The organism is Gordonia sp. PP30 (assembly GCF_023100845.1).
In the GTDB taxonomy this organism is placed as follows: domain Bacteria; phylum Actinomycetota; class Actinomycetes; order Mycobacteriales; family Mycobacteriaceae; genus Gordonia.
On the sequence record NZ_CP095864.1, the window covers coordinates 827750 to 840418 of the forward strand.

The following is a 12669-nucleotide window of genomic DNA, read 5'->3' on the forward strand; positions in this document are numbered from 1 at the left end:
CGCGTGGCAGCATGGGGGCATGACGAACCCGGCCTCCGCCCGCACCCTGTCGGTCCGGCGCATTCCGTTGCTCGCTGCGCTGCTGACGGTGCTCGCCCTGACCGGGGCGCTGCTCGGGGCGGGCCCGGCGTCCGCGCATTCGGCCGTCGTCGGATCGAGCCCGGAGAACGGTGCCAAGGTCGACCGCTCGCCGGGCGTCGTGTCGATCACCTTCAACGAGGACCTGCGGCCCGAATACGCGGTCCTCAAGGTGGTCGGGCCGGACGGCAACTTCTGGCAGCAGGGCGATCCGACGGTCCAGGGCCGGGTGATCTCGGTGCCGGTCAACGCTCTCGGACCGACCGGGGAATACCAGGTCAACTATCGCGTCACCTCGGCCGACGGCCACCCCGTGCAGGGGCAGCGCACGTTCACCCTCACCGTCGCGGGTAACGGTCAGCCGGGAGCGAAGGCCGACGCCGACACGCTCTCCATCAAGAACGAGGACCACGGCTTCCCGGTCTGGGGAATCGTGCTGATCATCATCGCGGCGCTCGTCGTGATCGGCGGCGGATTGGCCGTCGCCCTCCGCCGCCGGGGTGCCTGACCTCCCGATCGGCCCCGTCCGGGCGGCGCTGCCGGCCGTCGCGGCGGCCGGTGCGCTCCTCGGCGTCGCGATCTGCGGGCTGCTCGCCGGACGCGCCGGGCCGGAGGGTTCGGCGTGGGCCGCGGCGCTCTCGCTCGGCGCGGCCTGCCTGCTGGTCGGTCTGGGCGGACTCGAGTACGTCGAGGCCCGGCCCTCGCGCGCACTGATCGCGGCGGTGGCCGGATTCTGGGGCGCCACGTCCCTGGTCGCGGCCTGGCTGGAACTGGCCGGGCGGGCCGGCGTCGGACCGTGGCGGCTGGGTCTCGGCGATCTGATGCTCGGCCTGGAATCCGGACTCGCCCCGCTGATCTGCGTGGGCGGCGCGGTCCTGGTGCTGATCTGGTGCGCCCGGCCGTTCGCCGCGCAGGTGCTGGTCGCGGTGATCGCCGCGGCCGGCGTGCTGGCCCTGTCGATCAGCGGGCACGCCGCGACCGGCGCGTGGACCCCGCTGCTGGTCGGCGCGCATGCCCTGGCGGCCGCGTGGTGGACGGGGACGCTTGCCGCGCTGGCGGTCAGCGTCCGCGGGCGGCGCGGATGGTCGGTGTCGCTGCCGCTGTTCTCCGGGTACGCGCTGTACGCGGCCGCGGTGCTCGTCGCGACCGGGGTGCTGGCCGCGCTGGTGGAGCTCGGGGTGAGCGCGCGATGGTGGGACACCGGCTACGGCCGGGTGGTGCTCGCCAAGGCCGCGATCCTGGTCGTGGTGCTGGCGTTCGCGGCGACGCATCGCCGTCGATGGGTGCCGGCGGCGGCCCGGCACGCGGCGCCCGAGGCGGTGTCGCTGCGGCGCGCGGCCGTCGAGACCATCCTGCTGAGCGTGGTCCTGGGGCTGGCCGCGGGGCTGGCCACGACCGCGCCCGGAGTGTCGTGAGCGCTGTCCGGCGCACAGGAAACCGCCGAGACGATTCACAGGAGTTGTCCAGCCTCGCCGGGTAGCGTTACTCGCCGTGGGCAAGAACAGTCTCGGGTTCGGTTCTCTCAAGCGCGCCGTCGGGCATGTCGTGCGGCCCTATCCGGTCCGGGACCTGCCGGAGGGCCGGTACCTGGAGTTGCCGGGCCGGGGCACCACGTTCATCACCGACTCGGGCCCGCGTGAAGCGCCGGTGCTGTTTCTGCTCCACTCGGTGGCGACCACCGGCCTGCTCTGCTGGTACCCGGTGATTCCGGAGCTCGGCCGCGATTTCCGGGTGATCACCATCGACCATCGCTGGCACGGCCGCGGCATCCGGTCGGCGGATTTCACGCTGGAACTCTGCGCCGACGACGCGGTCGCGGTCGCCGACCGGCTCGGTATCGAGAGCTTCATCGCGGCCGGCTTCTCCATGGGCGGCGGCATCGCGCAACTCGCGTGGCGCCGGCACGCGGATCGCGTCGACGGTCTGGTGCTGTGCTCCACCGGGCCGTACTTCTCCAGCAACGACCCCGAGGAACTGGCCCGGGATCAGCGGATGGGCGCGGTCGCGGCGCGCTTCGACCGCTTCGTGCCGGTTCCGTCCGACCGGCGGCTCAACGACTGGTCTGCGCATCCGGCGAAGTGGGGGATCAGCCAGTTCCTGTCCACCCCGATGAGCAAGCTCGGCGCGTTCAGCGGGGCGATGGCCGCGTTCGACGCGCGCGATTGGCTGGGCGAGGTCGACGTGCCGACCTCCGTCGTCGTCTCCACCCGCGACAAGACCGTCCCCCCGGAACGGCAGCGGTTGCTCTCCGGCGGGATCGGCGGCGCGCTCGAATTCCCGGTCGACGGCGGTCACGCGGTGTGTGTGCTCGGCGCCGAACGCTTCGTCCCGGCCTTCGGTGACGCCGTCCGCTCGGTGCTCGCCCGCACGCGGGAACCCGCGGCGCTGTCCGGCTGAGATGCGCCAAAGGGCCCCGGTCGACCTTCCGGCCAGGACCCTTCGCGGTGCCCCCAGTAGGGCTCGAACCTACGACCTGCGGATTAAAAGTCCGTAGCTCTACCAACTGAGCTATAGGGGCGGGCGCGTCATGCGCGAATGCAGCTTACCGGGTGTTCGCGTCCCGGGCAGCACCGGCCACGCCGGTCACGGGCCGTAGATGCGCAGGAAGTTGGCGACGGCCTGGTCGGCGCGCACCCGGACGGCGTCGGGAGTCATGCGGGCGTCGCCGAGGAGGGCGCGCATCTGGTCGTCCTGCATCGCCAGGCCGTAGAGCTCTTTCGCGGCGCGCGGGGCGTCGTCGATGCGGAGCAGTCCGGCACGCGAGGCGTCGGCCAAGTACGCGGCGAGAAGCGGTCGCTGCCGGTCCGCGCCGTCGCGGAGCACGACCGGGCCCAGCGCCGGCTCGTTCATCGCCGCGCGCAGAATCGCGAGCGACAGGTCGCCGTGCAGGACCCGCAGCAGCTGGTGGGTCCAGGCGGTCAGGACCTCGCGCGGGTCCTGCTCGGTGGGCGACGAGGCGTGCACCTGGATCTGCGTGAGGTCGTAGTTGCGCTCGGCGATGGCGCTGACCAGCGCTTCCCGATTGCCGAACCACGAATAGATGGTGCTCTTGGAGGCGCCGGTCCGCTCGGCGACCGCGTTCACCGTGAACGACGGATAGCCGCGCTCCACCAGAAGTGCGGCGGCGGCGTCGAGCATCGCGGACTTGCGGGCGGCCACTTCGCCGGTCCGGGGCCGGCCGCGGCGACTGGGGCGCGGGGCGTCCTGCGTCATGGCTAGAAGGTACTCGGCCGAGGCGATCCGCGCGACACGGTGCGGTCATCCGAAACGGGAGGCTTGACCAGGCGATTTGTGAATCGCGGACGGTGTGCCATACGCTGATCAAGCTCCCAACGAGGACATCCGGCCCCCTTCGTCTAGCGGCCTAGGACGCCGCCCTTTCAAGGCGGTAGCGCGGGTTCGAATCCCGTAGGGGGTACGCTCTGCGATGAAAATCGCGGACATAACTGAACATGGCCCTGTGGCGCAGTTGGTTAGCGCGCCGCCCTGTCACGGCGGAGGTCGCGGGTTCGAGTCCCGTCAGGGTCGCCAGTATGGCGACGATGTGTCGCACGTCGCGTGCGTGCATGTCAGCAATACCACGGCCAGGTAGCTCAGTTGGTACGAGCGTCCGCCTGAAAAGCGGAAGGTCGCCGGTTCGATCCCGGCCCTGGCCACTCGGCCCCCGGTATTCCGGGGGTTTTCCTGCGTCCGGCGCGGGAGACAACAAAACATGGCCCTGTGGCGCAGTTGGTTAGCGCGCCGCCCTGTCACGGCGGAGGTCGCGGGTTCGAGTCCCGTCAGGGTCGCCATGTGTGAACAATCCCCCAGAGATAAAATCTGGGGGATTGTTCGTCTGTTGGGCTGCTCCCGTACGCTGGCCTGGCGAGTTTTCTTGTATTCGTGCGCACCTCGAACCACACTGGACACAGCCAGCACTAGGGAGGCACCGTGGCTAAGAACGACCCCAAGGATCCGAATCCGAGTCCGAAGGTCGTCGACAATGTCGTGGATCGGGAGTTCACCGTCGAGCGGCTCGTCGAGAATCCAGTGGAACGCATCGTCGACAAGCCGGTCACCATGGAGCGGATCGTCGAACGACTCGTCGTCGACACGGTCGACATGGTGGTGGACAAGCCGACCACCGTCAGCCGCCTGGTCGAGCGCCCGGTCGTGACCATCGTCGACTCCGTCGAGGACAAGCCGATCGAGGTCAGCCGCTTGGTCGAGCGACCCGTGGTCAGCGTGCGCGACGACGTACAGGACGTCCCCGTCGACGTGTCCCGGCTGGTCCAGAAGCCGGTCGTGACCGTGGTCGACGAGGTGGTGGAGAAGCCGGTCGACGTGCCGCGCCGGGTGGAGAAGCCCATCGTCACCATCGTCGACGACGTGGTGGACAAGCCGGTCGAGGTCTCCCGGATCGTGGAGAAGCCGATCGTGACGGTGCTCGACGACGTCGTGGAGAAGCCCAAGCCGGTCTCCCGCCTGGTGGAGAAGCCGATCGTCACCGTCGTCGACGAGGTGGTCGACAAGGAGATCGCGGTTCCGCGCCTGGTGGAGAAGCCGATCGTCACGATCGTCGACGACATCGCCGACAAGCCGGTCAACATCCAGCGCAAGGTCGAGAAGCCGATCGTCTCGATCGTCGACGAGATCACCGAGAAGCCGCTCGAGCTGACGCGCCAGGTGGAGCAGCCCGTCGTCACCTTCGTCGACGAGATCGTCGACACGCCGGTCGACGTCCCCCGTGCGGTGGAGAAGCCGATCGTCACCTTCGTCGACCAGGTGGTCGAGGTGCCGGTCGAGCTGCCGCGCGAGGTGGAGCGGCCGATCGTCACCTTCGTCGACGAGGTGGTGGACCGCCCGGTCGACGTGCCGCGGCTGGTGGAGAAGCTCGTGGTCTCGTTCGTCGACGAGATCACCGAACGCGCCGTCGACGTGCCGCGCCTGGTAGAGCGGCTGGTCGTGACCGTCGTCGATGAGGTGGTCGACGCGCCCGTCGAGGTCGATCGCCTCGTGGAGAAGCTGATCGTCGACATCCGTGACCAGATCGTCGAGAAGGAGGTCACCGTCGACCGGATCGTCGAGAAGCCGGTGGTGACCGTCGTCGAGCGTGAGGTCGAGGTCCCGATCGAGCAGATCGTGGAGAAGGTCGTCGAGGTCCCGGTCGAGAAGATCGTCGAGGTGACCGTCGAGAAGCCCGTCGAGAAGATCGTCGAGAAGATCGTCGAGGTCCCCGTCGAGAAGATCGTCTACAAGATGGTTGAGAAAGAGGTCGAGAAGGTCGTCGAACTCGTCGTCGAGAAGCCGGTCGTCAAGCACGTCGAGGTACCGCGCGAGCTGATCGTCGAGAAGGTCGTTCAGGTCCCGGTCGAGAAGGTGGTCGACAAGGAGATCGAACGGGTCGTCGAGAAGCCGAACCTGGTCGAGAAGATCGTCGAGACCCCCGTCGACCGCGTAGTCGAGCGGGTGGTGGAGCAGCCGAACATCATCGAGAAGGTGGTGGAGAAGCCGGTCGATCGCGTGGTCGAGCGCATCGTCGAGGTGCCGAACGTGGTCGAGGAGATCGTCGAGAAGCCCGTCGACCGGACGGTCGAGCGCGTCGTCGAGGCCCCCAACGTGGTCGAGGAGATCGTCGAGAAGCCCGTCGACAAGGTCGTCGAGCGGACGGTCGAGGCCCCGAACATCGTGGAGAAGGTGGTGGAGAAGCCGGTCGACCGCGTGGTCGAGCGCTCGGTCGAGGCGCCCAACATCATCGAGAAGGTGGTGGAGAAGCCGGTCGACCGCGAGGTCGCCAAGACCGTCGAGGTCCCCAACATCGTCGAGAAGGTGATCGACAAGCCGGTCGATCACGTCGTCGAGCGTGTCGTCGAACAGCCGAACGTGGTGGAGAAGGTGATCGAGAAGCCGGTCGACCGCGTGGTCGAGCGGATTGTCGAGGTCCCGAACATCGTGGAGAAGGTCGTCGACAAGGAGGTCGACCGCGAGGTCGAGAAGGTCGTCGAGAAGCTCAACATCGTGGAGAAGGTGATCGAGACCCCGGTCGACCGCGTCGTGGAGCGGATGATCGAGCAGCCGAACATCATCGAGAAGATCGTCGAATCGCCGGTCGACCGCGAGGTGGAACGGATCGTCGAGGTGCCCAACGTCGTGGAGAACGTCGTGGAGACCCCGGTCGATCGGGTGGTCGAGCGGGTGGTCGAGAAGCCGAACGTGGTCGAGAAGGTGATCGAGAAGCCGGTCGATCGGGTGGTCGAGCGGGTGGTCGAGAAGCCGAACGTGGTCGAGAAGGTGATCGACAAGCCGGTCCAGCATGTCGTGGAGAAGGTGGTCGAGCGCCCGGAGATCGTGGAGAAGCTGGTCGAGAAGCCGGTCACCCGCGAGTTCGAGAAGCTGGTCGAGAACCCCGTTCTCGTCGAGAAGCTGGTCGAGAAGGACATCAAGCAGGTCGTCGAGCGCGTCGTCGAGAAGCCGGTCTTCGTCGACGTCGAGAAGGTGATCGAGCGACCGGTCTACGTCGAGGTCGAGAAGGTGATCGAGAAGCCGGTCGAGAAGATCGTCGAGGTCGTGGTCGAGAAGCCGGTCTTCGTGCGCAAGGTGGTCGAGCGCGAGGTGGAGCACGTCGTGGAGGACGAGCGCGCCACCCGCACCGTCACACACGCGCCGCGCGGCGGCGAGGATGTGCAGGCGCACTTCGTGGAGCGCGAGCAGACCGACACCAACTGGCTCGACGCCCGCACCGGCGCGCACCCCGAGGACGGGGTCGCCGGCGCGTCGTCGCCGGAACTCGATGTGAAGGGCGTCGCGCAGTACGCGGTGCCCGGGGACGACGACACCGACGACGAGTTCCGGGACCGTCAGTCCTGATGTCCGGCCGGACCCGACCGGGTATGCGTGTCGCGAGCGCATCGGCGCTCGGTGTGGTGTCGGTGCTCGCCGTGCTGTTCACGGTCGTGCTGGGCGGGGGCCTCGCGCGGGCGGACGTGCGGGGCGACGCCACCGCGGCGATCGGCGCCTTCGCCGCCGACTCCGGCAATGCCGCCCTGCTCGGCGGTCCGACCGGCACGCTGCGGATGGTCCGCGGCGGCGGAGGTGCATCGCAGACCTTCGAACGCGGCACCGTCTACTACTCGCCGGACACCGGCGCGCAGGCCGTGTACGGCGCGATCGCCGCGCGATACCGCGCGGTCGGCGGACCCGCCGCGATCGGCTATCCGACCGGCGGCGAACAGGCCGCCGGCGACGGCCGGTTCTCCGAGTTCAACGGCCCGGAGGGGGCCGCCATCTACTGGAGTCCCACGACGCGCGCCTCGCTGCTGACCGGCGGCGTGCTGCGGGCGTGGCGGGCCTCCGGCGGGGTGACCGGTCCGTTCGGGTTCCCCACCTCGGACACCGTGAACACCGGCCGCGCCGACGAGGCCGACTTCGCCGGACCGGCGGGCACGCACATCGCGTGGTCGTCGACGACCGGCCTGGAGACCACGCCGGCCGAGTTGCTGGCGTCGATGCCGACGATGGCGGTCGCCGCGGACTCGACCGAGACCATCTCGGCGGCCAAGCCCGCGCCGCCGGCCCCGGCCGCCCGGTCCGGGTGGCGGAAATGGTGGCCGTGGGCGGTCGCCGCGGCGTGCGTGCTGGTTCTGCTGATCGCGCTCGTCGTGCTGTTCCGGCGCGGCCGTGGATCCCGGAAGCCGGACGACGACGCCGCGCCGGCTCCGACGGCGGCCGGGACCCCCGCCGCCGTCGCCTCGCCGGGTAGCGAGGCCGTCGTACCCGCCGCCGGTGCCGCAGCGGCGGACGAACCGGTCGCGGAGCCGGAACCCGAACCGGAGCCGGAGCCCGAGGAGCCGCCGGAGCCGGTGCTCAGCGAGGAGACCGCGCTGGCGTCGTCACTGGTGGTGACCTACGCCGAGGACGTCGATCACGGGCCGCGGATCGCCTACGAGAACAACGCACTCGGTGCCGATCACGCCGGCGGCGAGGACGCCACACGCGCCTGGCTGCACGGCGCGGGTGCCGCGGAGACCGGCGGCGAGGGGTAACTCGGCACATGAAGGCGACGGTCTGCCGACGCGGCGAATTCGAGGTCGTCGATCTCCCGATGCCCGAGCCGGGCCGCAGACAGGTCTTGCTGAAGGTCCTGCGGGCGGGGATCTGCGGCTCCGATCTGCACGCGCGGATCCACTGCGACGAGGTCGCCGCGCTCACCGGCGAGGTCGGCTACGACCACTTCATGCGCTCGGACGAGCGCGTGGTGATGGGGCATGAATTCGTCGGCGAGGTGGTCTCGTACGGCCGCGGCTGCCGGCGCCGCTGGAAGGCCGGTACCCGCGTCGTGTCGCTGCCCATCCGGCGCGACGGTGACGAGGTCCAGATGACCGGGCTGTCCGCGCGTGCCGCCGGGGCGTTCGCCGAGTACGTCCTGGTCGAGGAGGACGTCACCATGCCGGTGCCGGACCGCCTGGACACCGATCTGGCCGCCCTGACCGAGCCGCTCTCCGTCGGCCGTCATGCCGTCGCCCGCAGTGGTATCGGGCGCGGTGACGTCGCCGTCGTCGTCGGTTGCGGTCCGATCGGCCTGGCCGTGATCCTGATGCTCAAGGCCCAGGGGGTCAAGACGGTGGTGGCCAGCGACCTGTCGCCGGCCCGCCGGGCTCTGGCCGGGTCGTGCGGGGCGGATGTCGTCGTCGACCCGGCCCGATCCGAGCTCGCCGACCGGATTCCGGAGCGCGCCATGCACTTTCGCCGGGGACCGGAGCTGCTGGACTTCGCGCTCGACGCGATGCACAAGCTGCGGACGGTCCCGGGTCTGCCGTGGTGGCGGCTGATGGGACTGGGGGAGCGGCTCGGTCAGGTGCCGAAGGGGCCGGTCGTCTTCGAATGCGTCGGCCTGCCCGGCATGCTCGACCGGCTGAGTGCCGAGATGCCCTATCGTTCGCGGATCGTTGTCGTGGGTGTCTGCATGGAACCCGACACGGTGCGGCCGGCGCTGCTGTCGAACAAGGAGATCGATCTCCGCTTCGTCTTCGCCTACGACCCCGACGAGTTCCGCGACACCCTCCACCTGATGGCGGACGGCCGGATCGACGCGCGGCCGCTGCTGACCGGGACCGTCGGGCTCGACGGCGTCGACGCGGCCTTCGCGGCGCTGGGCGATCCGGAGACGCACGTGAAGATCCTCATCGATCCGGCGTCGGCGGCCGTCACGCCCTGATCGCGGTATGATCTGCTTCACAATCATGCCTCGCCCGAAACAATACGGACCGTAGTCCGGTTAAGTTTGGATGTGGATCGAATGATCCGCCGGCGCGGTGAGCGCCGCCCCGTTCCTCCCAGGAGTCCCCATGTCTTCGATCAATGCCCTTCCCCTGCTGTCCGCCGGCACCTGGACCATCGACCCGGTGCACTCGGCCGTGAGCTTCTCGGTCCGCCACCTGATGGTGTCGAAGGTCCGCGGCGAGTTCACCACGTTCTCCGGCGCCATCGAGGTCGCCGAGGACGGCACCCCGTCGGTGCGCGCCGAGATCGACGTGACCTCGATCAACACCCGTAACGACCAGCGCGATGCGCACATCCGGTCGGCGGACTTCTTCGACGCCGAGAAGTACCCGACCGCCACCTACGTCTCCACCTCGGTCGAGTCCGACGGCGACGACTACGTGGTGCACGGCGACTTCACCCTGAAGGGCGTCACCAAGCCGGTCGACCTGAAGCTCGAGTTCAACGGCGTCAACCCGGGCATGGGCCACGGCCCGGTCGCCGGTTTCGAGGCCACCGCGGTGATCAACCGCAAGGACTTCGGTATCGACATCGAGATGCCGCTGGAGACCGGTGGCACCGTGGTCGGCGACAAGATCAACCTCACCCTCGAGATCGAGGCGGGCCAGGCTTCCGCCTGATTCCAGCCCCGCCCGCGACCGCGCCGCGCTGCGGTGCGTGTTCGGTACGCTCGACCCATTGTCGGGCGCGGTCGCGGGAGGTGACGGGTGGAATTGCAGCGTTCGCGCGAGGCGATGCACGACGTCGCCACCCGGATCGAGGCGTGGGCACCCCGCTCCTGGGTGCTCCGTCCGCTCCGCCGCGGCCGCGGCCCGATGGACGGCGAGTTGCTCGCCACCGAATGGCGGGCACTCGCCCCGTCGGTCCGCCAGCGCGTACTGCGGCGCGCGGCGTTCGTCGGCATCGCGGTCGGCATCGGCTCCCGGTCGGCGATCGGTCTGGAGACCTTCGTGCTGGTCCTACTGGCGTTCACCGGTGGCCGCTTCACGTTGAACACCAAGCTGGACCATCCGAACTTCTACGACATGCTGATCGCCACGGTGATCGGCAGCACGGTGAGCATCCTGGTCTCGTACGTGCTGCTGCGACGGCACTTCCGGTGGTTCGCGTCCGGTGAGCCCGCTGACGTCGCCCGGCGCCGTGACGTCGCCCGCATCCCGATTCAGCAGGTCGGTGCCGACATTCTCGGCTGGCTGACCAGCTATCTGCTCTATGCGCTGATCGCCGACGTCACGGCGCTGTTCCTGGTCACCGTGGGTGGTGCGTTCGCGCTGGCCGCGGTCACCTCCTGCAGTCTGACCTACCTGTTCGCCGAATCATCGGCGAGGCCGCTCGCCGTCTTGGCGCTCAGCGGTACCTCGGATGCCCGCGTGGTCCATGGTGTGCGGGAGCGCATGCTCGTGGTCTGGCTGGTCTCGTCGGCGGTGCCGATGGTCGGTCTGATCGCCCTCAACATCGGGCGGTGGGCCGGTCTGCTGCCGCCCGCCGGCCGGCTCGACTGGGCGACGGTCTTTCTGGCGATCCTGTCGCTGGCCTCTGGACTGAACATCGTCGTGCTGGTCGGCCGCGCCATCGCCGATCCACTGACCGAGATGCGCTCGGTGGTCGAGGCCGCCGCCGCCGGTGACCTTGACCGGCGGGTGGCCGTCTACGATTCGTCCGAGCTCGGGGTGTTGCAGAGCGGCCTGAATGGCATGCTCGACGGCCTGGCCGAACGCGAGCGCATCCGGACGCTCTTCTCCCGTCACGTCGGCGATCGAGTCGCCGAACTCGCCATCTCCCGCGAAGGGGGGATGGCGGGTACCAATGCCGACGTGGCGGTCGTCTTCGTCGACCTGAGCGGGTCGACGGCCTTCGCGGCACAGCGGGATCCGCGGGAGACCGCGGTGGTGCTCAACGTCTTCTTCTCCGTGGTCGCCGAGGTGGTGGAGCGGCACGACGGACTGATCAACAAGTTCGAGGGTGACGCCGCCCTGATCATCTTCGGGGCGCCGGCCGAGCTCGACGACCCGGCGGGCGCCGCCCTGCGGGCCGCCCGGGAACTCGGCGACGCGCTGAGCGAGAGACTGCCCCTCGAATGGGGGATGGGGGTTGGCTACGGCAGCGTATTCGCCGGCAACATCGGCGCGGCCAGCCGCTACGAGTACACCGTCATCGGCGACCCGGTGAACGAGGCTGCGCGCCTCTCCGACCGCGCCAAGGAGAGCCGAACCCCGGTCTGCGCCAGCGGCGCCGCGATCGCGGCGGCCGATCCGGATGAGGCTGCGCGGTGGTCGCGCAGCGCCCGGGTGACCCTGCGGGGCCGCAGCGAGGCGACGGACGTCTACGTCCCGACCGCACTGGCCGCGCGGACCGAACCGCCGACCTTGGGTAGCGTTCTTTCCGAGTTGCTGAGAATGCCCGGCGCGCGGGCGCGCGAGGAACGAGAGAAGAGGACCCGATGAATGGTTGGTCGATCACGGACATCCCCGATCAGCGGGGGCGGCGCTTCGTCATCACCGGCGCCAACAGCGGGCTCGGCGAGCAGATGGCGCTCGCCGTCGGCGCCGCGGGCGCCGAGGTGGTCCTCGCGGCCCGCAACGTCGAGAAGTCGCGCCTGGTGGCCGAGCAGATCGGTCCGAACGCGACCGTCGCCTCGCTCGACCTGGCCGACCTCGCCTCGGTGCGCGACTTCGCCGACTCGTTCGACGGCGCCGATGTCCTGATCAACAACGCTGGGGTGATGGCGATCCCGTTGCGCCGCACCGCCGACGGCTTCGAGATGCAGATCGGCACCAACTTCCTCGGGCACTTCGCGCTCACCGGGCTGCTGCTCGGGCGGATCTCCGACCGGGTGGTCACGATGTCGTCGTTGATGCACAAGCAGTCGCGGCTCGACATCGACGACCTCAACTGGGAACACCGCAAGTACAACCGCTGGACGGCGTACGGCGACTCGAAGCTCGCCGACCTGATGCTCGCCCTGGAACTGGCCGAGCGGCTGTCGGAGGCGGGCTCGCCGAAGCTCTCGATGGCCGCGCATCCCGGATACGCGGCGACCGACCTGCAGATGCACACCGAATCGCCGCTGGACTGGGTGATGCGGCTGGGCAACCTGACGCCGCTCGCGCAGTCGGCGTCCGACGGCGCGCTCCCGGCCCTGTTCGCGGCCACCTCGCCGCATGCGGTGAACGGCGAGTATTACGGGCCGAAGGGGCTCGGCGGCATGCGCGGCGGTCCGGCGGTGTCCGGCTACCGTCGTGTCGCCGGAGACCGCGCCGTGCGCCGGAAGCTCTGGGCCAAGGCCGAGGAGCTGACCGGCGTCACCTTCGACGTCTGATCGGCCGTCCCGTC

The 12669-nt window shown here is 69.6% G+C and carries 10 protein-coding genes and 5 tRNA genes; 13 read left to right on the forward strand and 2 right to left on the reverse strand.

What is annotated here, in order from left to right:
• Positions 1 to 19 precede the first annotated feature (19 nt).
• The 3 genes from MYK68_RS03760 to MYK68_RS03770 all read left to right on the forward strand — a co-directional run bounded on the left by MYK68_RS03760 (position 20) and on the right by MYK68_RS03770 (position 2475).
• Positions 20 to 586, forward strand: a complete 567-nt coding sequence (locus MYK68_RS03760) for a copper resistance CopC family protein (protein ID WP_247866386.1) — start codon at positions 20 to 22, stop codon at positions 584 to 586.
• Positions 579 to 1493, forward strand: coding sequence for a CopD family protein (locus MYK68_RS03765; protein WP_247866387.1), 915 nt, complete (start codon positions 579 to 581; stop codon positions 1491 to 1493). The genes MYK68_RS03760 and MYK68_RS03765 overlap by 8 nt, the downstream gene beginning before the upstream one ends.
• A 76-nt stretch (positions 1494 to 1569) precedes the next feature.
• On the forward strand, positions 1570 to 2475 hold the full coding sequence (locus MYK68_RS03770) for an alpha/beta fold hydrolase (RefSeq protein WP_247866388.1): 906 nt from the start codon (positions 1570 to 1572) through the stop codon (positions 2473 to 2475).
• A 48-nt stretch (positions 2476 to 2523) separates the two neighbouring features.
• Here MYK68_RS03770 and MYK68_RS03775 read toward each other — a convergent pair.
• Positions 2524 to 2596 (reverse strand) — tRNA-Lys (locus MYK68_RS03775).
• Between the two features lie 65 nt (positions 2597 to 2661).
• Positions 2662 to 3291, reverse strand: a complete 630-nt coding sequence (locus MYK68_RS03780) for a TetR/AcrR family transcriptional regulator (protein WP_247866389.1) — start codon at positions 3289 to 3291, stop codon at positions 2662 to 2664.
• A 132-nt stretch (positions 3292 to 3423) separates the two neighbouring features.
• Between MYK68_RS03780 and MYK68_RS03785 the strand changes: the two genes are divergently transcribed.
• The 10 genes from MYK68_RS03785 (at position 3424) to MYK68_RS03830 (ending at position 12655) form a co-directional block, all read left to right on the forward strand.
• Positions 3424 to 3496, forward strand: a tRNA-Glu gene (locus MYK68_RS03785).
• A gap of 36 nt (positions 3497 to 3532) precedes the next feature.
• A tRNA-Asp gene (locus MYK68_RS03790) sits at positions 3533 to 3609 on the forward strand.
• Between the two features lie 51 nt (positions 3610 to 3660).
• Positions 3661 to 3734, forward strand: a tRNA-Phe gene (locus MYK68_RS03795).
• Between the two features lie 58 nt (positions 3735 to 3792).
• Positions 3793 to 3869 (forward strand) — tRNA-Asp (locus tag MYK68_RS03800).
• 139 nt (positions 3870 to 4008) lie between these two features.
• The gene (locus tag MYK68_RS03805) at positions 4009 to 6924 is read left to right on the forward strand and encodes a ring-infected erythrocyte surface antigen domain-containing protein (protein ID WP_247866390.1); all 2916 of its coding nucleotides are present in this window, start codon (positions 4009 to 4011) and stop codon (positions 6922 to 6924) included.
• Positions 6925 to 6947: 23 nt separating this feature from the next.
• Positions 6948 to 8099, forward strand: coding sequence for an LGFP repeat-containing protein (locus tag MYK68_RS03810; protein WP_247866391.1), 1152 nt, complete (start codon positions 6948 to 6950; stop codon positions 8097 to 8099).
• Positions 8100 to 8107: 8 nt separating this feature from the next.
• Positions 8108 to 9271 carry a zinc-binding dehydrogenase gene (locus MYK68_RS03815; RefSeq protein ID WP_247866392.1) on the forward strand — a complete coding sequence of 388 codons (1164 nt, stop codon included), beginning with the start codon at positions 8108 to 8110 and terminating at the stop codon, positions 9269 to 9271.
• A gap of 130 nt (positions 9272 to 9401) precedes the next feature.
• Positions 9402 to 9956, forward strand: coding sequence for a YceI family protein (locus tag MYK68_RS03820; RefSeq protein WP_247866393.1), 555 nt, complete (start codon positions 9402 to 9404; stop codon positions 9954 to 9956).
• Between the two features lie 87 nt (positions 9957 to 10043).
• A complete protein-coding gene (locus tag MYK68_RS03825) occupies positions 10044 to 11780 on the forward strand; it encodes an adenylate/guanylate cyclase domain-containing protein (protein ID WP_247866394.1) in 1737 nt (578 codons plus the stop codon).
• Positions 11777 to 12655: an oxidoreductase gene (locus MYK68_RS03830; RefSeq protein WP_247866395.1), complete on the forward strand. Its 879-nt coding sequence runs from the start codon at positions 11777 to 11779 to the stop codon at positions 12653 to 12655. Before MYK68_RS03825 ends, MYK68_RS03830 begins: the two co-directional genes overlap by 4 nt.
• Positions 12656 to 12669: the final 14 nt, after the last annotated feature.